Genomic DNA, 19,977 nt, shown 5'->3' on the forward strand with positions numbered 1-19,977 from the left:
GCCTGCTTGCAGCCGCGTTTTTGTTTTTCCAAGGAGTACAAATGAAGACAAGAAAACGAAACCCACGACATTCAATTGACGATCGCTGCTCGCTATAATGGGGGTGTAAGCGATATCACGGTGACGATATCGGAGGACAAGATGAGGATAAGAACAGTCACAATGATCGTATTGCTGGCAGGGTTGGTCGGCTTGACAGGTTGCAGCGGAGGGAGCACGCTGACGCCGCCCGGAAAGGCGGACGCAGCCACTTCTGCGGCGGGGCGCGGCGGGCCGAAGGAAGGCGTCACGGGGCAAGGCGCTGGACAGGCGGAGGATGAGGTGCGCGGTACGGTCCGGTTCGTGACGAATCGGGTCGATCTGGTCAACGACGGCACCTACGACAAGTACGAAGCGGCGTTCAAGATGCGCTACCCCGCCGTAAACGATGTTGTTTTCGAGCCGATTGCCAATTATGAGAGCGATATCCGCATTCGGCTGACGACGGGCGAGGCCCAGGACGTGCTGCTGATTCCCGGCAATATCGCCCAAAGCAATCTCGGCGATTTTTTTGAGCCGCTGAATGATTTGGCCGGTGAGCTGGGGGACTTGTATTTCAAGGACATTCGGGCTTATCAGGGCAATACGTACGGTATCGTGTCCGGCGTATCGACGGAGGGCGTCGTGTACAACAAGCATGCGTTTGCCAAAGCGGGCATCGATGAAGTGCCGCAAACGCTGGATGCGTTTTATGAAGCCTGCCGCAAGCTAAAGGCGGCGGGTATGATCCCGATGTATATCAACTACGGAGCGCAGTGGCCGATGAAGCAATGGGGCGAAGGGCTTGCGTCGTACATGTCCGGCAGCCCTGACTATTTGAACAATATGTCCGGCACCGATACGCCGTTTCGCATCGACAACGCGTTCGGGCAAGCGCTGGGCATTGTGCGCACGCTGATCCAGCGTGGCTATGTGGAAAAGGATCTGTCCTCCAATCTCTGGGAGGCGTCCAAGCTGGAGGTCGCTTCCGGGCAAGCGGGCATGTATTTTCTCGGCAACTGGATCATTCCCCAATTGGTCAGCGCCGGCGCGTTTTCCGGGGACATTGGCTATTTCCCGATGCCCTACGACAATTCCGGCCGTTACTACGCTCCGCTTAACGCGGACTGGTTTTACGCCATCAGTAAAAGCAGTCCCAACAAAGCAGCGGCCAAGGCGTGGATTCGCTTTATGGTCGAGGACTCCGGCTTCGCCGAATCGGCCGGCTTTATCCCGCCGCAAAAAAACAGACAGCCGACGCTGCCGCAGCTCGACGAATTCAAATCGTATCATCCGACTTTTGTGGAGACGGTGGCAACATCCGGCGAGTGGAATGCCATCGGCAATAAAGCAAAGATCGATTTCTGGAGCGGCGGCTATATTCAAAAGCTCGTAGCCGCTCCCGACCTGAAGGCGGCGTTCGATGAGCTGAATGCGCGCTGGGCGGCAGCCCGCCGTCAGGTGCAGCAGCAAACGCCTTGACGCGCGGCGGCGAAGCAGGCAGCTCTGTGCTTGCCGCTGGTCGCTACTCAAAGGAAAAGGAAGAAGGGATGACATGTTTAATCTTAGCTACAAGACGCAGCGCAAGTTCATTCTGATCACATTTTTGGCGGTTCCGCTCGCCTTGCTGTTGACCTTTTCGTATTTCCCGGCGCTGAATCTGGTGTATTACAGCTTCCTGGACTGGGACGGCTTGACGGAAAAACGCTTTATCGGCCTGGCCAACTACGTCGAGCTGTTCTCCAAAGCCGAATATTTCGCCGTACTAAAAAACAACCTGTATTACTTCGTCGGAGGTCTGCTGCAAACAGCAGCCGCGCTGTATCTCGCCGTCGTGCTGAATGGCCGGCTCCGCGGACGGAACGGCTTCCGCGTCGTGCTTTTTTTGCCGTACATCATGCATAGCGTCGCGATCGTCTTCATGTTCCAGGCGTTGTTTAATAACCAGTACGGCACCTTAAACGCCTTTCTCGATTTGATCGGACTGGATTCCCTGCAGCATAACTGGCTGGGCGATCCCAAGACGGTGAACTATGCGCTGGCGTTTATCTCAATGTGGAAATACCTCGGGCTGAGCGTCGTGATTTTTCTAGGCGCCCTGCAGTCGATTCCCGGCGATTTGTATGAAGCCGCGCGGATTGACGGAGCTTCGCCGAGCCAGCAGTTCTGGTTCGTTACGCTCCCGAACATCCGCCGCGTGCTGGAGCTGCTGCTGCTGCTCAGCTTGACCGGCGCTTTGGAAGCTTTTGAAATCCCTTACATTATGATGCTGGGAGCGAACGGCACGCAGACGTTTATTATCGAAACGATTGACGTGGCTTTCAAATTCAAGCAGGTCGGGCTCGGCTCGGCGTTGGCCGTCGTACTGCTGGCGATCGTGCTGGTGTTTATCGCCGTTCAAAGATTGATTTTCAAAGGAGGAGACGACAAGTGAGAGAGGAATCGACCCGCAGCTTGATACTCAAATACGCCATCCTGCTTGTAGCGGCCTTCGTGATTTTGTTTCCGCCCTACACGGTGTTTATTACCGCGTTCAAGACGAAAGCGGAGTTTCTGCAAAGCCGGTTTGCGCTGCCGCAGGACTGGCTGCACCTGGATAATTTTAATTACATTTTCACCCGTACCAAGCTGCTGAGCACGGCGCTGCCGAACACCTTGTACATCATTGTCATTGCAGTCGCCGGCAATATTTTGCTCGGTACGATGACCGCGTACGCGCTGGGCCGCTTCGATTTCAAGCTGCGGAAGGTTATTTTGGGCATGTATTTGCTCGCTTCAGTCATTCCGCTGGTCACAACGCAGGTCGCAACCTTTTCCGTGATCAAGAGCTTGCATCTGTTCAACAACATTCATGCGCCAATTCTGCTCTATCTGGGAGCGGACGTCGTCTCGATCATTATTTATTTACAGTTCATCCGCAGCATCCCGTACACGCTGGATGAAAGCGCCATGATGGAGGGGGCATCGCTGTTCCGCATTTATTGGAACATCATTTTCCCGCTGCTGATGCCGGCTACTGTAACCGTGATGATTTTGCGCATCATCTACATTTACAACGACTTTTATATTCCGTTTCTTTACATGCCCAAGACGAGCCTGCAGGTCATTTCGACCTCGATTTTCGGCTTTGTCGGACCGAATGCAGCCAATTGGAACTATATCGCGGCGATGATCATTGTCATCTTCATTCCAGCGATCGTGCTGTTTCTGTTTTTGCAAAAATTCATTTATGCCGGCGTGACGCACGGTGCGGTGAAAGAATAAAAATTAGTTTTTGTTATCATAAAATAAGACAATAAATAAAAACAAAGTCCAATGTTTTTTGTGGGCGAACCCGTATAATTAGGTGGTGTAAGCGGTAACAAATTGCTGAACAAGATCAGCAGCCGCTTAACATAAAAACGTGTAGGGGGAGCATCACTCATGAAAAAAGTGTTTACAACCTTGCTTGCGGTAACATTGACATCTTCATTGCTTGCAGCATGCGGAAGCAAGACGGAATCGACAGACTCGTCCCAGCCGGCAGCAACCCAGGCGCCCGTCGCAACGGAAGCTTCGAAAGGAACCAATGACAACGTCAAGGGTAAAATTACGTTTGTCACGAACCGTACCGACCTGATTAACGACGGCACGTTCGATAAGTACAAGGAAGCGTTCAAAAAGAAATATCCCGGCGTTACCGACGTTGAATTCGAAGGCATCACCAACTATGAAACCGACGTGCGTGTCCGCTTGTCCTCCGGCGAAGCCGGCGACGTGCTGATGATTCCAAGCAATATCGCGCAAGCCGACCTCGGCAATTTCTTCGAACCGGTCAATGACATCGCCGACAAGCTGGGCGATCTGTACTTCAAGGACTACAAAGCTAACGCGGGTCAAATTTACGGTATCGTCTCCGGCGTATCGACCGAAGGACTCGTGTACAACAAGCAGGCGTTTGCCAAAGCGGGCATTACGTCGCCGCCCAAAACGCTCGACGAGCTGTACGCAGACGCCGAGAAGCTGAAAGGCGCAGGGATTACACCAATCTACATCAACTATGGCGCGCAATGGCCGCTGAAGCAGTGGGGCGAAGTACTGGCGCCATTCATGAGCGGCAACGCCAAATATCTCGACACGATGCTGGAAACCGACGAGCCGTTCAAGGTCGACAACGAGTTCGGCAAAGGCTTTACCATTGCCAGAACGATGATTGAGAAGGGCTATGTCGAGAAGGATCTGAACTCCAACGTCTGGGAAGCATCCAAAGGCGAAATCGCCAGCGGCAAAGCCGGCATGTACTTCCTGGGCAACTGGGTCATCAATCAAATCATCGGCGCAGGCGCCAAGCCGGAAGATGTCGGTTTCGTACCGTTCCCTTACGACAACAGCGGCAAGCTGAACGCTCCGTTGAACCCGGATTACTTCTACGGTGTCAGCAAAACGAGCAAAAACAAAGAGGTCGCTAAAGCGTGGGTTCAATTCATGGTCGAAGAATCGGGCTTTGTTGAATTGTCGGGCTTCATCCCGCCGCAAAAAGCGAAGCAGCCGGCTTTGGCTCAGCTGAAGGAATTCACCGAAGCGAAGCCAAACCTGATCGAAAGCGTTCCGACATCCTCGCGCTGGAATGAAGTGGGCAACCAAGCGAAAATCGACTTCTTCGGCGGCGGCTACATCCAGAAAGTGCTCGTGGCCAAAGACTTCCAAGCGTCGCTTGACGAGCTGAACAAAAGCTGGAAAGATGCCAGAGCGAAAGTGAAATAATCGTCCTTGCGACGAGCGGGCAAGACCAATTGCAAAGACAGATTATCGGATTACAGGTAATCTGTCTTTTTTGTACCAATATGGACCACGATCGGGAGGATGGAAGATGAAAAAAGGATCATGGCGTTCCGCAGCGGCGCGCTGGACGAGCGTATTGATGATTGCCGGGTTGCTGCCTGTACAAGCAACGCCGTTCAGCGTTTCGGCCGCAGCGGCAAGCGATCTGGTATTCGATTTCGAGGACGGCACGGCAATGGGCTGGGGCGCAGCGTGGAACGGCTCGGCGGGCGCAGTAAGTGCCAGCAGCGATGTGTCCGTCACGGATAATGCGTATGCGCTGGCTGTACCGGCTACATTCAGCAACGCCAATAACTGGGACAAGCTGGATATCGGCGTCTATCTGGACGAAGCGCACAATGCCGTGGATCTGGCGCTGTACAGCAGTCTGGATTTTGATCTCATGGTCCCGGTGGACGCCTTCAGCGGCACATTGGGCGTCAAGGCGGCGATGAACGATCCGGATTGGGCTGATATCGATGCCGCTTACGGACTCGACCCGGCAACGGCCGAACACACAACGATAGGCAGCACGGAATATGCGGTGTTTCATCGCAGCGTAAACTTCGACAATGTGGCCAATAAAGCGACGCGCAAGCAGCTGGTACTGGAAATTGCCGGACAAAATGCAGATTTTGCAGGTATGTTATATCTGGATAATGTCAAGCTGATCAGCAGCGGCGTTGACGGCGGGGAGCCGACGCCGACACCGCCTCCGCCGACGAAGGAGGCCCCGGCGACCGATTATGTGAAGCCGCAGGCCGGACAGGATTATACGTATTCGTTCGATACGAATAACAACGGCTGGTTTGACGATTGGGGCGGCGCGTTCAAAACGAACTTCCCGATCGTTTACAGCACCGATTTGGCTCAGCCGGGCAATCCGGGGGCGCTGCGTCTGAACGTCAATTATGACGGCTCCGGCTGGAATGAAGCGAACGCCAGCGTCTGGATGAGCGGTGCGGAAAATCAGAAATTCGATTTGACCGCTTACGAAAAAATCGCATTTGACATCTACATCCCGCTGTCGGCGCGCACGGCTTCGCCGAACGGCATTTTCAAAATGCGTCCGTTCCTCAACGCGAATTTTTACGGGTTTCACGATGTATACGATTATAAGCTGAGCGATTTGCCGGTGGTGACAATCAACGGCGTCTCGTACATGAAGCTGCACGCGGAGGAGCCGCTGGGCTCGCTGCCGCGGATGGACAGCGGCAAGCTGGGCATTACGTTCGCAGCCAACGGCATCGTGCATAACGGTCCGATTTATCTGGACGATGTGAAGCTGGAAACATACAAGGCGTTCAAGGGCTTCCTGTCTGCGCCCAAGCAGGCCGATATCGTGTCCGGCAGTGTGGCGCTGAGCGCCGATGTGATGGTGCCGCCAACGGCGTCGGTCGCATCCGTGAAGGTTGTGACGCCAAGCGGCGAGGTGCCGCTGACGTTGCAGGACGGCCACTATGTCGGCCAATGGGACAGCACGCAGGTTGACGACGGTTTTTACACGTTAAGCCTGCAGGTTGTCGGCAGTGACAATGAAACCAGTCATCAGGACATCGAGGTCCAGGTGAAAAATAGCGATACGGCCGTTTCCTGGACGGCGCCGACAGCCGGCAGCGCGCTGAGCGGTTCGTATGCGCTGAGTCTGAATATTACCTCCTCTGCGGGCGTGCAAACGGCCACGGTGGAATTGAACGGCACGCAGTTCCCGCTTGTGAATGCAGGAGGTCAGACGTATACGGCCCAGATAGATACGACCTTATTCGCTGATGGCGTATACACGCTGGTTGCCGATGTGACGGACGGCAATGGACAGACGACCACTGATTTTATCGATGCGGTTATTCAGAACGGCGCAGGCGTCAGCGGCTTTGTTACGCGCGACGGCGCGCAATTCAAGCTCGGCGGGGAGCCATACTATTTTGTCGGCTATAATACGTACAATCTTCCGTTCTTTTATCCGTCTGCTTCGGGCATGAATCAGAAAATCGTTACGTTTACGACCGACGGGCGCAGGCTGGAGAAAATCATTCCGGCCGGCACCAACTACAGCTTCGAGCAGCTGGTTGACCTCAACTTGACGGAAGCGCGCAAGCTGGGCATGACGGTTGTGCGCACATGGTTGTTCAATACCGACCTGACGAACGATCATTCCTATTACGTGGGCGACTACGCGCATTTCCGCGAGGAGCAGTTCGCGCGCTTCGACTATATTCTGGACAGCGCGAAGCGCCACGGCGTACGCGTGATGCCGACCTTGTCCAACTACTGGACCGACTACGGCGGCATCAAGGCGTATGCGACGGCGAACAATCTGCAATGGCTGGAGTTTTATACCAACCCGCAGCTCAAGCAGCTGTTCAAGGATTACATCCAGTATGCAACGAACCGTACGAATACGCTGACGCAGGTTGCCTACAAGGACGATCCGACGATTATCGCTTGGGATTTGATGAACGAGCCGCGGATGGATGCGAGCAGCGATACGTCGGCCGACCGTTCCCTGTTTGATCCAACAGGCGACAAACTGGGCGCATGGCTGGAGGAAATGGCCGCTTACACCAAATCGGTCGATGGCCACCATCTTGTGGCGGCCGGCGCTGAAGGTCATGGCTACGAAGGGTTCGGAAGCCGTACCGAGGGCTATGGCGACGACCCGATCCGCGTGCAAAATCAGCCGTCTCTGGATTTCATCTCGTATCACCCGTATCCGAATGAGCCTTGGGCCGATTTCTCGTATTTCAAGGCCGACAGCTTTGTCACGCAATTCGCCGCGGACAGCTTGCAAAGCGGCAAGCCGGTGCTGCTCCAGGAATGGGGCCTGCGCGCCACCGAGCCGATTACGAACGTGTCGGGCGTGCATGTGCAGCCGGATGATCCGACCTATGCTGCGGTGAAAAATGTCTGGTTCAAAACGCTGCTGGGCGATTTCCGCCGGGCCGGAGGCAGCGGCAGTAATCTGTGGATGTTCCAGGCGTATCAGATCCAGGACCGCGCTTATGCGCTGACGGCGTATTCGACGCCGGATATGGTCGATCCGGATCGGACGCTGCTGGAGATTATCGCGCGGGAAGCCAAGCTGACCGAGGCGCTGAGCGGCAAGGTGCGCTACAGCGATACGGCAAGCGATCCGCGTCTGGGCTACATCAATGAAGCCGATTATTTGGGCTACATGAGCGGCAGCGGCGGCAGCTTCCATCCGGGGGACGGCGTGACGGCCGGCGAGTTCGTGCAGATTTTGAAAAACGCCCGGCTGGCTGACGTTTCGTTCAGCTCCGCAGAGAGCGGCGCGTTGACGGTTAGCCAAGCAGCGGCGATTGCCGCTGCAGCGATCGGCATTCCGGCTCCGACGGCGCTGGCGCCGGCATTGGACGGAAGCCGGACGCTGACACGCGCCGAGGTTGCCGAGCTGACGGTCCGCCTGTGCGACGTGCTGCAAGCCGCGGGAGCGGACAGCGCGGCTGCGCCCTATACGCTGGACGCGACGGGGCTTGGCCATCTGCTGGCAGCGGCCTTGCTGCCGGGAGGACCGCTGACGGCGGTATACGCGCCGAAAACGGCGGGCTTGGTGAAGGCGCTGGCGATTGAGCTGGCGGCGCAAAAAGGCGCCAAGCTGGCGTTGTTCGAGGGCGACAAGAAGGTCGCTGAAGCGACGGCGACCGGCGGGCGGCAGACGTGGACGGTGCCGATCAGCGTGGGCGTTCACAAGAATCTGGCGCTCACGGTGACGGATGAGCTGGGGGATTTCAACAAGGTCTATTTGCCGGTGATGACGATTCGCCAAGCCGATGGCGCGGGCAGCACCAGCGGCGATGCCGGAGGTACAGGTGCCGGTGAAGCGGCTGGCAACGGCAACGTAACCGTTGTCTCGTCGCAGACACTGACCCGTCCGGTGGACGGCAAGGTGAAGGTGACGCTTGCTGCAGGCAGCGCCAGACTGTCATTGCCGCTGGACGCAGCGAAGCTGCTGGGCGACAGCAAGCTGGTCGTCGAACGCAGCGGCTTGTCGGCCGAATTGCCGTCGAGCGTGCTGGGTCGGCTGCAGCAGTTGGCCGCGCAGAACGGCCTGAAGAACGCCAGCATCAGCTTTGGCGTTGTGCCGGTCGACAAAGCGGCGCAAGCCGCGCTGCTGGAGCAGGCGGCGGCGGCTAGCGCGGCAGGCGTGAAGCCTGCGGGCGATATGTATGAATTTACGCTTTCCGTGACTGGCGAGGATGGCAGCGAGACGAAGCTGGGCTTGTTTGACGAGCCGCTGACGCTGCGCTTCCAGGTGGAGGCCGAAGCGGGAACGAATGCCGATTTGCTGGGCATTTACTATGTGGCTGACGATGGACATCTGGAATACGTCCGCAGCCGACGGGACGGCGATCAGCTGGTAGCGGAAGTGACGCATTTCAGCAAATACGCGGCGCTTTCCTACGAGAAATCGTTCGCCGATGTGCCTGCAGGGCACTGGGCGTCGGCAGCGATCCAGCGGCTGGCTGCCCGTCAGGTGCTAGACGGCGTCACGGTCGATCGCTTTGAGCCAGGCCGCAACGTGACCCGGGCCGAAGCAGCGGCGCTGCTCGTGCGGGCGCTTGGCTTGCCGGCTCCGGCTGACGCTCCGGCGTTCGCCGACGTGCCGGCCGGCGCGTGGTATGCGCCCGCGGTAGCGGCCGCCGCAGCGGCGGGGCTGATCGAAGGGCGCGGCGACGGCACGTTTGCGCCGGATGCGCCAATCAGCCGCGAAGAGATGGCTGCGCTGGCCGTGCGCGCGACCGGAGCGGCTGACGCCGCGGCCGGCAGCGCAGCCGCGCTGCCGGGCTACGCCGACGAGGCCGACATCCAGCCGTGGGCCGTGCGCTACGTGCAAGCGGCGTTCGCCCAAGGGCTGATGGAGGGCCGCGACGGCGGCCGGTTTGCGCCGCAGGCCGGGCTGACCCGCGCCGAGGCTGCCCAGCTGGCGCTCCGCCTGCTGGAGCGCTGAGCCGGGCCTCGCAGCGGCTGCGGGCCTGAGCGGGCGGCTGCGCCAACGATCCCAAAAAACTCCCGATCGCCAAACGGCGGTTCGGGAGTTTTTTGGTGTTGGCCGAGCGCGGGCATGCAGCGCAAGGGCCGTCACTATTTTTGCCAGAGCTCGATCAGTCGGCCCTCCGGGTCTTGGATCCAGATAAAGGAACCGAATTCCCCGGTTTCTTTGCCTCTGGCCAGCGGGACACCGAGCTGTTCGAGGTGCCGGAGCATGTCGTCGAGATTCTCAACCTGAAAATTTAACATCACTTGTTGTTCGGTCGGGAAGTAATCGTCGTTTTGGTCAAAGAAGGAAAAGGCCGTCTGGTTGTCTGCGGTGGGCTGGATCACGGTGCCGTTCCAGTTGTTGATGTCCAGCTTGAGCGTGTCACTGTACCATTGTTTGGTTGCTTCCAGGTTGCGGGTTCTCCAGAAGATGCCTCCGAAGCCTTTAATCATCGTTTCCAGCTCCTGTCGTTTATCAAATGTTTTCCGTAGAATTATTCGCGATGGGAGCGGAAGTTCCTCTATGATCGGCATTTTATACGCCAGACGGGCTGCTTTCCGGGGCTTCTGCAGGCTGCTGCTCAAGCCGTTCAAGCCGCTCGATCAGCTCCATGCAGGCCCGGCCGTTATGGTAAGGACATTTCCAGGCGTTCGTTTTCGGATCTTCCGGGTAGATGTTGCCCTCCCGGCTGACCCGCCAATACCATTCGCCGTGCTCGCGATCCTTGAGCGCCGTCAGGATGAAACGCCACGTCCGCAGCGCCGCTTCGGCGTAGACGCGGTTTCCGCTCCATTGATAGGCGTTGAAAAATCCGACGACGGCTTCCGCTTGCGGCCACCAGAGCTTGTCGGTGTCCAGCCCGCGTCCGGGCTCGCGCTCGTGGAACACGCCGCCGTCAACATCGACGCCTTCCGCCAGCGTGGCTTGCGCCATACGCAGCGCCGTGCGGCTTGTATCGCGCGTCAGCTCCGCGTCGCCGAGCATCTCGGCGGCTTCGCAAAGCAGCCAGCTGCCCTCGATGTCGTGCCCGTAGGACTCGATGGCGGACAACGGCTGCCACGCCGCATCGAAAAACAACACAAAGCGCGACGTCTTTGGATGCACGATCCGCTCCTGCACGATGAAGACCAGCATCGTCAACTGGCGGCGCAGGGCGTCATTCGGCCAGACGCGATACAGGCAGGTATACGCTTCAAGCATGTGCAAATGGGCATTCATCGATTTGTCGACGACATAGGGCCGGCCGGAATCGTGCAGGCGACGCGTGACCGGGGTATGCGTCCAATCGCGGGCAAACACTTCCAGGTAGCCGCCGTGCTCGACATCGGCGCAGCGCTGCTCCAGCAGCTCGAACAGCGAAATCGCCGCGTCGAGCGCTCCGGGCTTGCCGAAGGCGCGATAATATTCGGACAAGCCGTACAGCGCAAACGATTGCCCGTAAATGCGCTTGTCCGGTACGCTGGGCGTGCCGTCGGCATGCAGCTCCCAGTAGTAGCCGCCGTGCAAGCGGTCACGAAAGCTCGCTTCCAGATAAGCAAACGCACGGTCGGCGAACGCGGCATAACGGGCGTCGGGCTTCAGGCGGTATGCGGCCGAGAACGTCCAGAGGATGCGGGCGTGCAGCACAAGCGCCTTGGGCGCGTCGGGAACCGGCTGGAGCGGATAACGGATGGTCCCGATAAAACCGCCGTGCGCATCGTCTTGCACGTGCGTTAACCAAAATGAAAGCAGGCTGTCCAGCTCGCGCTCTGCTTCCATACGCAGAGCGGGAAAATGAAGTCCCATAAATATTCCTCCTTGTTATGATAACAAAATAACGATAATAAGGGGTTTTTCAGGATTTTGTTAGCGGAAATAGCGCGATTTTAAGCTTTTTTCGAGAATGAAAACGTATTCGTTGCTGATCTTTCGAGTTTTTGTTATGATCAAATTAAACTAACGAAATGATAACATGCACAGCGAGGAGAGGACAACCATGAATTGGAAATATGGACAGGTGAACGGAATGACTTGGGGCTGGACGGGGGCGCGCGGCACGTGGGGGTGTGCGGAAGCCGACCGCTCGATGGAGGAGATGGCGAAGCTGGGCGTTGATTGGGTGACGCTGGCTTTTGCGGCTTATCAGGATCACCCGCAGGCGACAACCATTCGCTACGAGGAGGCGCCGACGATTACAGACGACGAGCTGCGCAGGGCGATTGCCAAGGCGCGGGAGCTGGGGATGCGGATTTGCCTGAAGCCGATCGTTAATTGCAGCAACGGCGTGTGGCGGGCGCATATCGGTTTTTTTGAGCAGGATGTGCCGGGTGAGCCTTCATGGACGGAATGGTTCGCGTCCTACGAGCGGTTTATGGAGCATTATGCGCGCATTGCGGAAGAGGAGCAGGTTGAGTTGTTTGCGGTTGGCTGCGAAATGGTGCAGATGGACCGTCGCGAAGCGCAGATTCGGGCGATGATTGCCAAAGTGCGCAGCGTGTACAGCGGGCTGATTACTTATAATTGCGACAAATATCAAGAGGACCGGATCGGCTGGTGGGATGCGGTTGACGTGATTTCCTCCAGCGGATATTATCCGACCGGGACATGGGAAGCGCATTTGGCGCGGATCCAATCGGTGGTGGATGCGTATGGCAAGCCGTTTCTGTTTTTGGAGGGCGGATGTCCAAGCCGCGAGGGCGCCAGCTTGCGGCCAAACGACTGGAGCCTGGCCGGTGCAGCCGATGAAGAGGAGCAAGCCCGTTATTACGAGGAAGTGTTCCGGCATTGCCAGCCGCAGAGCTGGGTGCTCGGCTTCATGTTCTGGGATTGGCCGGCCCGGCTGTATGCCCCCGCCGATGCTGCGGCGAACGACGATTACTGCATTTACGGCAAAAAGGCCGCGGAAGTCGTCTCCCGCTACTACCAGAGCCGCTCCTTGATCGGCTAGAGCGACCGGCGCGCCCAGCGCGCCCGGCAGGCAAACGTGCAGCGCCGGATGACAGCGCGCAGCCGGATGTGCGCAGGCAGCCGGGCAGCGCCTAGCAGCACAAGCTCTGGCGCAGCCTGGCGTTGTGTCTCGTGGCCTGCGCTACCGCTAGTCGGCTTGGCCGATGCCGGATGCCCGGCACGTTTGCAGGATGCTGCGTATCGTAGCGGCTGCTCCTGCCGGGCAACGGACGACGAGCACGACGTCGAAGCGCGGGGAGTTGGCTTTGCGCTGCTTGCGGGAGCGCGTGACGAGCAGGTCAAGGATGAAGCCGGCAAGCGCTCCGGCAGCCAGACCGGCCAAGCCGCTAAGAATCGGCCCCGCGGCCAGGCGAAAGCCGAGGCAGGCGGCAACGACCGCGCCGACGGTCGCCAAGACGGCCGACAAATCGAGCAGGCTTTGCCCGTCAGAGCGATGAATCGTATCGAACAGCCGGACAGAAGGCGCAACCGGCTCCAGCGCAATGGCGGTCATATCGGATTCGGCGATGCCGGCTTCGCGCAGCTGCATGATCGCCAGCTCAAGCCAGTGGGATTGTTCAAAGGAAGAAACCAGATGCATAACGGGCTACTCGCTTTCCTTGGTTTGCAGCAGGGAGTCGAGGCGACCTTGGCAGGAGCGGCGCAGAAACTGGCGCTGCTCTTTTTTGTAGAGCTTGTTTTGCTCGGTAGCCGTCAACTGTGCGTCATAAGCTGCAAAGCAGTAGATCGAAGGCAGGAACAGCGACCATTCCGGATTCATCCGGCCGGTTGGCAACGTCCAGGGCTCGGACAGCAGCTCGTACAGGCATTCGGCGAAGCCGGAATAGATGGAAATCGATATCGTACAGACGATGAGAAAGAAGCCGGTCGGGATTTTATGCAAATACAAATGCCCGAGTCCCGGAAACAGCAGCGACCAGCAAGCGGCCAGCCACGGATGCCGGCGGTCGAGATAGTTCAGCGCCATGCCCGTCATTTTGAACGGTACAATCGGCGCTTGCTCGTAGTCGGCCAGCCGGCAAATATTGTTAAGATCGACGGTCTGCCGGTAGCTGTCCCAAATCGCATGGATGTAGACCGGGATGTACAGCAGCGCCCACTTCATATGGAGCGTTTGCTTGGCCTGCTCCAGACGTCCGGTAAACGACAGCACCATCGCTTCGTTAATATGAGCGTTGGCATTGATGAAAATTTCCCAGAGAATCAAAATAAAGCCTTTCACGTGAATGCCCAGCAGCAGATGCCCAAAGCCGGGCAGCGCAGCCGACCACCAAGCGGTAATCCACGGATTGCGACGATGAATGATATTGCTGTTGATCGTTTCCGTGAAGGAGTTGTAGCGCCGGTACGCACGCGTAGCGTCGGTGTTGTTCATGCCAAGATCAGCTCCTCATAGCGGCTGCGTTCCCGCTTGCGGTCAGCTGTTAGTTTGTTCCATTGGTCGGCGATTATGCGCAGGCTACTCGACTTTGGCCCCGTAGGCTCGCAGGAAAGCGACAGCTTGCGTTGCGTCCATGCGCGCGCCCTGCACGTTCACGGCTTTGAAGTCGATGCCGTCCATCACGGCTCCGCGCAGGTCCGCGCCCTTGAGAACGGCTCCGGCCAGCTGGGCCCGCTCCAGATCGGCCTTGCGCAAATCGGCCTTCTCCAGCTCCGCTCCGCTAAAGTCCGCTTCGACAAAGCGGATGCCGCGCAGGTCCTGTTTGACGAGCCGGGCGTGGCGCAGGTTGACGTAAGACCAGTCGCCCTGCTGCATGGTGATGCCATCAAGCTTCGCTTTGGTGAAGTCGGAGCCGGTCATTTTGCACAGCTCAAATTTGGCCACAAACAGATTCGCTTCGTGAAAACGGCAGTTGACAAACGCTGTTTCCCGGTGCACCGAGCCGTTCAGCTGCGCGCCGGCAAAATCGCATTCAGCGAACCGGCAGCCGGACGTATGGATTTCATCGAGCTGCGCGCCGATAAACCGGCAGCGCGTGAAGGTACAGCGGGTCAGCTCCCCGTAACGCAAATCCTTATGACTGAAATCGACATCTTCATACGTTTGATCGATGTAGGTATACATGAGGAACCAGCTCCTATGCCAAAAAATAGGCGGTACGAATCGCGCCTGCTTATTCGACTATAGCCGTTTCACTGCGGGCTGACAACCTGCGGGTCCTGTGTGTGGCTTGGCCAAGCGTTTGCGGGCCGGGCAGGCGCAACCGGGGGCCGGTCCGGCAGATGTCCGCCGGTCTGCCGGTTCTGCAGGCGTCCGCCGGTACTGGTGCCGGGGCCGATGTGGCATACGGCATACGGTGGCTGCCCGCAGGCTTCGCAGCAGAAGCCCTTGCCGCGGGTCGCTATGCGCCGCCGCGTATGCCGCTGACAGCGAGCATGTACATGCGCATCGCCTGTGCGCCGTCGAGCAGCCATGCGCGGTAATCGCGCTCGGCCGCTGCATGCTGCTCGGCTGTCGTGAAGCCGTCGCGTGCCATTTGCGGTCCGCGGCTGCTGGCGGTATCCGCCCATACGCCGAGAACGGCGGCAAAATCGCTGCGGCTGCGCTCGCTTTCTTCATGCTGCGGCCAGACGGTCAGCTCGCGGACGCCGCAAGCTGCAAGCAGATCGGGCAGCCGGTCGGCAATCGCGTTGTCGAAGCCGGCGTCGGCCCGCCACTGCAAATACGCGGCGTAAAAGATCGCCATGCTGGCCGGAGGCTGCGGCGTCCAGGCGATTTTCTCATGATTGTAATCGGCAATCATTATCTGGCCGCCGATGCGGACCGCACCAAGCAGCGCAGCGAGCGCCCGCTCAGGCTCGGCCAGCCAGACGAAAAGCCGCGCGGCCGTGACGAGATCGAACTGCTCCCGGTAGGCGGACAGCTCATAGACGTCCTCGACAGCGAAGCTGAGACCGGGCACGTCGCCGTGAAGCTGTCGCGCGCGTTCGATCAGCTGCGGGCTGCTGTCGATGCCGAGCACCCGGCCCTCGGGGCCAACGGCTTCGGCAATGCCGCGTGTAATGGCGCCGGTGCCGCAGCCGGCGTCAAGCACGGTCATGCCCGGCCGCAGCAGGTCGGCAAGCCGGGGAAAGGACCGCTCCAGCGAGCGGGCGTCGAGCACATCGGTCAGCTTGCCGGTTAATGCTGCACGCTGTTGGGCGATACGATGATCCATGCTAACTCCTCCTTGGTCAAAGCCGTTAGGGTGCTTCCATCGTAAAGTGGATTGATATATTGGTCAAATATATAAAATAAATAAATTTGATAGTTATTTCCTATGAGGACCTTCGCTACTTTCGCGGGCCGACCGCCCTACTACCGGCTAACGGCAAAGAAGCGCACTGCCGGCCGGCAGTGCGCTTCTTTTTTATACCATAATTTTGCAAATGTCGTTCGTGAATTCAACCGGGTCCTGAATCGGCAAGCCGTCGATCAGCAGCGCCTGATTGTACAGCAGCGCCGTGTACAGGTTCAGCTTCTCCTTATCCTTGGCGAACGCGTCCTTCAGCGAGCCGAACACCTCGTGGTTGACGTTGATTTCCAGCACCTTGCTGGCTTTGACGTTGCCGCTGTTTGGCATGGCGTTCAAAATTTTCTCCATCTCGATGCTGACCTCACCTTCGGCCGACAAGCAGACCGGATGCGATTTCAGCCGCTTGGACGCTTTGACCGCCGTGACCTTGCCCGCGAGCAGCTCGGCCATATGAGCGAACAGCTCTTTGTTTTCTTCCTTGTCCGCTTCGGCATTGGCGTCGGCGTTGTCGGCTTCAATGCCCAAATCGCCGCTGGAGACCGATTTGAATTCCTTGTCCTTGTATTTCATCAGCACTTGAATCGCAAATTCGTCGATATCGTCGGTGAAGTACAAGATTTCATACCCTTTATCCGCAACCAGCTCGGTTTGCGGCAGCTTGTCGATCCGTTCGATCGATTCGCCCGAGGCGTAATAAATGTACTTCTGCTCTTCCGGCATGCGCGACACGTATTCGTCGAGCGACACGAGCTTTTTCTCGTGCGAGGAGTGGAACAGCAGCAGGTCCTGTAGCACATCCTTGTGCGTGCCGAAATCGCTGTACACGCCGAATTTCAGCTGACGGCCGAACGCTTTGAAGAACTGCTCGTATTTCTCGCGGTCGTCTTTGAGCAGGCTTTGCAGCGCGCCTTTGATTTTGCTGGAAATGTTTTTGGCAATCAGCTTCAGCTGGCGGTCATGCTGCAGCATTTCGCGGGAAATGTTGAGCGACAGGTTCTCCGAATCGACCATCCCTTTGACAAAGCTGAAATAGTCCGGCAGCAGGTCGCTGCATTTGTTCATGATCAGCACGCCGTTGGCGTACAGCTCCAGCCCTTTTTCGAACTCCTTCGTGTAGTAATCGAACGGCATGTTCTCGGGGATGAACAGGATCGCCTGATAAACCACCGCGCCGTCTGCGCTGACATGAATGTGCTTGAGCGGCTTGTCGAAGCCGTAATGCTTTTCCTGATAAAAGTTTTCGTAGTCCTCGTCGGTCAGCTCGCTTTTGTTCTTGCGCCAGATCGGCACCATGCTGTTGACGCGTTGCTCTTCCATGACTTCCTCGAACTCGTTGTCGGCGCCTTCCTTCGGCCGCTGGCTGCTGACCTCCATCTTGATCGGATAGCGGATGAAGTCGGAATATTTTTTGATGATCGCTTTGAGACGGTACGTTTCGAGAAATTCATCGTAGCTGTCGTCTTCGGTGTTTGCTTTGATGGTCAAAATAATGTCCGTACCGACCGTCGCCTTCTCGCTGGGCTCGATCGTGTAGCCGTCTGCGCCTTCGGATTGCCACTTGTACGCCGTATCGCTGCCGAGCGCCCGGCTGATGACCGTGACCACGTCTGCGACCATGAAGGCCGAATAGAAGCCGACGCCGAATTGGCCGATAATGTTGTGGCCGTCCTTGGCTTCGTTTTCCTTCTTGAACGAGAGGGAGCCGGATTTGGCGATAATGCCGAGGTGGCTTTCGAGCTCGTCCTTCGTCATGCCGATGCCCGTGTCGCTGATCGTCAGCGTGCGCGCGTTCTTGTCGGCTGTCACTTTAATGAAGTAGTTATCTTTATCGAAAACGAGCGAGTCATCGGTCAAAGCCTTGTAATAAATTTTGTCGATGGCGTCGCTGGAGTTGGAAATCAGCTCTCGGAGGAAAATTTCCTTTTGCGTGTAAATGGAGTTGATCATCATTTCCAAAAGTCGCTTGGATTCGGCCTGGAATTGCTTCTTTTCCATATCAAAACATTCTCCTTTCAGATGGGGCTCGGTCCGCCCGTGTTAGCACTCGAAGTGAATGAGTGCTATCCCTTTATTTTTTATAACATTCCTGAAATTTGATGTCAATATCCGGCAGGGCGGAAGCCGGACACTTTGGGCAAGCCGAAGCCGCTTGCAGCAGGAGGGGGAAGTGTTTTTAATGGAAAAAAACGGGGGAGATCGTCTTTTGTAAGCTGGATTACAGAAGCGGGCATCGGGATGTGATACATTGAAAGAGCTGAAAGGGAGTCGACGATTAGCCCGGACCGCATATTCATGGAACCCGAAAGGATGAATGATGATGACGCTTACGCAAATGCTTCAGGAGGCCAAGGCGCAATTTGTGGCCCAAACGCCGGCCGATATTCATATGGAAATGTTTCGGATGATTCGCGAGCAGCAGCAGGCAGGCATTGCCAGCGGCTTGGCTGAGGGGACGAAGGCGAAAGATTTCGTGCTGAAAAATGCGCTCGGTCAGGAGATTTCGCTGTATGAGGAGCTGTCGAAGGGGCCGGTTGTGCTGACGTTTTACCGTGGGGGCTGGTGCCCGTTTTGCAGCATGCAGCTGCGCGCCTACGAGAAGGCGCTGCCGGAAATTCAGGCGCTGGGGGCGCAGCTGCTGGCTATCAGTCCGCAAAGTCCCGACAATACGCTGTCGCAAGCGGAGAAGGAGCAGCTTTCCTTTCAGGTGCTCAGCGATACGAACGGGCTGGCGGCGGTGAAATATAACGTGCTGTATGACGTGCCGGATTATATCCGCAGCATCATGGAGCATAAGTTCGGTCTCAATTTGGCTGAATACAATGCGACGAACCGCTGGATTTTGCCGGTGCCGTCCACGTTTATGATCGATGAAAGCGCAGTGATCCGTTCGGCTTACGTGAACCCGGACTTCATGCAGCGAATGGACCCGGACGACATTGTGGCCGAGCTGAAAAAGCTGTAAGCGGACGATGAAACAGGTGACCGTATACATTAGCGACGGCTGCGTGGCTTGCGAGGAAACCATCGCGTATTTGCAAAGCCGCGGCGTCGCGCCGGCGATCCGCAATATCGCTGCCGGCAGCGATGTCTGGAAGGAACTGCTGGCGCTGGGCGGGATTGCTACGCCGCTGCTGGTCATTGGCGGAACGGTGCTGCATACGTTGAACAAGCGCGTAGTCGATCAATTGCTGGAGGAGGATGCGGGTGAATAGGCTGGCGTATTTGTCGCAAATCAGCATCTTTGAGGCGATGCCGCTGGAGGAATTGCTGGAGATGGACCGGCTGAAAGCGATCGATCATTTTCGTCACGTGCCAGCGCATACGGTCGTGCAGACGCCGGAGACGGAGCGCGAAGGTCTGTTTTTCGTTAAGGAAGGCAAGCTGCGGCTGTATAAGCTGCATCCTGACGGCCGGCAGTTTACGCTCGGCATTTTATCGAAGGGCAATCTGTTTGGCGAACTGGAGTCGTTTTCTCTGGGCACGCGGCGGGTGTATATCGAGACAATGGAGCCTTCGTTCCTGTGTTCGATGACGGACGCGCAGCTGGAGCGGGTGCTGCTCAGCCGTCCCCGCTTGGCGCTGAAGCTGCTCAAGGCGCTGAGCGACCAGCTCAAGGAACGCGACGATCGGCTGGAGCAGCTGGCGTTCAGCGATTTACGCGGCCGCGTTATCCATCTGCTGACGACGCTGGCGGCGAGGTTTGGCGCGGCTGGCGATGACGGCTACGTGGCGATCGATTTGCGGCTATCCCATCAGGAAATCGCCAACATGCTTGGCGCGACGCGGGAAGCGGTCAGCGTGGTTATGCGCGAGCTGGTCAAGGAAGGCCGGATTCGCACCGGCCGGATGAGCGTGGCGCTGGCGCTGGAGGCTGGGCCGGAGCTGGCGTTGCAGCCGCAATCGCAGGATGCGGATGGTTGAACAAGGAGGCACCTCTTGACGGAGGTGCTTTTTTATTTCCATCCAGCTGAATATGAAAGC

16 protein-coding genes are annotated in these 19,977 nt (G+C 57.6%); 9 read left to right on the forward strand and 7 right to left on the reverse strand.

The window, feature by feature from the left end; all coding sequences use genetic code 11:
• Positions 1-141: 141 nt before the first annotated feature.
• The 5 genes from B5M42_RS08900 to B5M42_RS08920 all read left to right on the forward strand — a co-directional run bounded on the left by B5M42_RS08900 (position 142) and on the right by B5M42_RS08920 (position 9,784).
• Positions 142-1,500, forward strand: coding sequence for an ABC transporter substrate-binding protein (locus B5M42_RS08900; protein ID WP_134749259.1), 1,359 nt, complete (start codon positions 142-144; stop codon positions 1,498-1,500).
• Positions 1,501-1,573: 73 nt separating this feature from the next.
• A complete protein-coding gene (locus tag B5M42_RS08905; protein WP_134749261.1) occupies positions 1,574-2,452 on the forward strand; it encodes a carbohydrate ABC transporter permease in 879 nt (292 codons plus the stop codon).
• On the forward strand, positions 2,449-3,282 hold the full coding sequence (locus B5M42_RS08910; RefSeq protein WP_134749263.1) for a carbohydrate ABC transporter permease: 834 nt from the start codon (positions 2,449-2,451) through the stop codon (positions 3,280-3,282). The genes B5M42_RS08905 and B5M42_RS08910 overlap by 4 nt, the downstream gene beginning before the upstream one ends.
• 159 nt (positions 3,283-3,441) lie before the next feature.
• Positions 3,442-4,761 carry an ABC transporter substrate-binding protein gene (locus B5M42_RS08915; RefSeq protein ID WP_134749265.1) on the forward strand — a complete coding sequence of 440 codons (1,320 nt, stop codon included), beginning with the start codon at positions 3,442-3,444 and terminating at the stop codon, positions 4,759-4,761.
• 106 nt (positions 4,762-4,867) lie between these two features.
• Entirely contained in the window at positions 4,868-9,784 is a 4,917-nt protein-coding gene (locus B5M42_RS08920; RefSeq protein ID WP_134749267.1) for an S-layer homology domain-containing protein, read from the forward strand.
• 134 nt (positions 9,785-9,918) lie between these two features.
• Here B5M42_RS08920 and B5M42_RS08925 read toward each other — a convergent pair whose 3' ends face one another.
• Together B5M42_RS08925 and B5M42_RS08930 are read right to left on the reverse strand one after the other, a co-directional pair.
• Positions 9,919-10,266 carry a VOC family protein gene (locus tag B5M42_RS08925; protein ID WP_134749269.1) on the reverse strand — a complete coding sequence of 116 codons (348 nt, stop codon included), beginning with the start codon at positions 10,264-10,266 and terminating at the stop codon, positions 9,919-9,921.
• An 82-nt stretch (positions 10,267-10,348) separates the two neighbouring features.
• A complete protein-coding gene (locus B5M42_RS08930; protein ID WP_134749271.1) occupies positions 10,349-11,599 on the reverse strand; it encodes an AGE family epimerase/isomerase in 1,251 nt (416 codons plus the stop codon).
• Between the two features lie 190 nt (positions 11,600-11,789).
• Between B5M42_RS08930 and B5M42_RS08935 the strand changes: the two genes are divergently transcribed.
• Complete coding sequence (locus B5M42_RS08935; protein ID WP_134749274.1) at positions 11,790-12,740, forward strand: glycoside hydrolase family 113; 951 nt, start codon at positions 11,790-11,792, stop codon at positions 12,738-12,740.
• A gap of 147 nt (positions 12,741-12,887) precedes the next feature.
• On the opposite strand, the gene B5M42_RS08940 is transcribed toward B5M42_RS08935, so the two are convergent.
• From B5M42_RS08940 to htpG, 5 genes are all read right to left on the reverse strand, one after another.
• Positions 12,888-13,340 carry a hypothetical protein gene (locus B5M42_RS08940; RefSeq protein ID WP_134749276.1) on the reverse strand — a complete coding sequence of 151 codons (453 nt, stop codon included), beginning with the start codon at positions 13,338-13,340 and terminating at the stop codon, positions 12,888-12,890.
• Positions 13,341-13,346: 6 nt separating this feature from the next.
• A complete protein-coding gene (locus B5M42_RS08945) occupies positions 13,347-14,135 on the reverse strand; it encodes a hypothetical protein (protein WP_134749278.1) in 789 nt (262 codons plus the stop codon).
• Between the two features lie 84 nt (positions 14,136-14,219).
• The gene (locus tag B5M42_RS08950; RefSeq protein ID WP_134749280.1) at positions 14,220-14,825 is read right to left on the reverse strand and encodes a pentapeptide repeat-containing protein; all 606 of its coding nucleotides are present in this window, start codon (positions 14,823-14,825) and stop codon (positions 14,220-14,222) included.
• A 277-nt stretch (positions 14,826-15,102) separates the two neighbouring features.
• Positions 15,103-15,918, reverse strand: coding sequence for a class I SAM-dependent methyltransferase (locus B5M42_RS08955; protein ID WP_134749282.1), 816 nt, complete (start codon positions 15,916-15,918; stop codon positions 15,103-15,105).
• Positions 15,919-16,110: 192 nt separating this feature from the next.
• The gene (gene htpG / locus B5M42_RS08960; protein WP_134749284.1) at positions 16,111-17,991 is read right to left on the reverse strand and encodes a molecular chaperone HtpG; all 1,881 of its coding nucleotides are present in this window, start codon (positions 17,989-17,991) and stop codon (positions 16,111-16,113) included.
• A gap of 316 nt (positions 17,992-18,307) precedes the next feature.
• On the opposite strand from htpG, the gene B5M42_RS08965 reads away from it, so the two are divergent.
• From B5M42_RS08965 to B5M42_RS08975, 3 genes are read left to right on the forward strand one after another with little or no spacing between them, the layout of a single operon-like run.
• Positions 18,308-18,958, forward strand: coding sequence for a peroxiredoxin-like family protein (locus tag B5M42_RS08965; protein ID WP_230632817.1), 651 nt, complete (start codon positions 18,308-18,310; stop codon positions 18,956-18,958).
• A gap of 7 nt (positions 18,959-18,965) precedes the next feature.
• Positions 18,966-19,208: a glutaredoxin family protein gene (locus B5M42_RS08970; RefSeq protein ID WP_134749286.1), complete on the forward strand. Its 243-nt coding sequence runs from the start codon at positions 18,966-18,968 to the stop codon at positions 19,206-19,208.
• Positions 19,201-19,917 (forward strand): Crp/Fnr family transcriptional regulator, encoded by a 717-nt coding sequence (locus tag B5M42_RS08975; protein WP_167689577.1) that lies wholly within the window; start codon positions 19,201-19,203, stop codon positions 19,915-19,917. Before B5M42_RS08970 ends, B5M42_RS08975 begins: the two co-directional genes overlap by 8 nt.
• The last annotated feature ends 60 nt before the right edge of the window (positions 19,918-19,977 follow it).

It is taken from the genome of Paenibacillus athensensis (assembly GCF_004514475.2).
In the GTDB taxonomy this organism is placed as follows: Bacteria; Bacillota; Bacilli; order Paenibacillales; family NBRC-103111; genus Paenibacillus_AL; species Paenibacillus_AL athensensis.

Coding starts and splice junctions, on each gene's coding strand:
- B5M42_RS08900 (WP_134749259.1), top strand. CDS start 142: ATGAGGATAAGAACAGTCACAATGATCGTATTGCTGGCAGGGTTGGTC.
- B5M42_RS08905 (WP_134749261.1), top strand. CDS start 1,574: ATGTTTAATCTTAGCTACAAGACGCAGCGCAAGTTCATTCTGATCACA.
- B5M42_RS08915 (WP_134749265.1), top strand. CDS start 3,442: ATGAAAAAAGTGTTTACAACCTTGCTTGCGGTAACATTGACATCTTCA.
- B5M42_RS08920 (WP_134749267.1), top strand. CDS start 4,868: ATGAAAAAAGGATCATGGCGTTCCGCAGCGGCGCGCTGGACGAGCGTA.
- B5M42_RS08925 (WP_134749269.1), bottom strand. CDS start 10,266: ATGATTAAAGGCTTCGGAGGCATCTTCTGGAGAACCCGCAACCTGGAA.
- B5M42_RS08930 (WP_134749271.1), bottom strand. CDS start 11,599: ATGGGACTTCATTTTCCCGCTCTGCGTATGGAAGCAGAGCGCGAGCTG.
- B5M42_RS08935 (WP_134749274.1), top strand. CDS start 11,790: ATGAATTGGAAATATGGACAGGTGAACGGAATGACTTGGGGCTGGACG.
- B5M42_RS08940 (WP_134749276.1), bottom strand. CDS start 13,340: ATGCATCTGGTTTCTTCCTTTGAACAATCCCACTGGCTTGAGCTGGCG.
- B5M42_RS08945 (WP_134749278.1), bottom strand. CDS start 14,135: ATGAACAACACCGACGCTACGCGTGCGTACCGGCGCTACAACTCCTTC.
- B5M42_RS08950 (WP_134749280.1), bottom strand. CDS start 14,825: ATGTATACCTACATCGATCAAACGTATGAAGATGTCGATTTCAGTCAT.
- B5M42_RS08955 (WP_134749282.1), bottom strand. CDS start 15,918: ATGGATCATCGTATCGCCCAACAGCGTGCAGCATTAACCGGCAAGCTG.
- htpG (WP_134749284.1), bottom strand. CDS start 17,991: ATGGAAAAGAAGCAATTCCAGGCCGAATCCAAGCGACTTTTGGAAATG.
- B5M42_RS08965 (WP_230632817.1), top strand. CDS start 18,308: ATGATGATGACGCTTACGCAAATGCTTCAGGAGGCCAAGGCGCAATTT.
- B5M42_RS08970 (WP_134749286.1), top strand. CDS start 18,966: ATGAAACAGGTGACCGTATACATTAGCGACGGCTGCGTGGCTTGCGAG.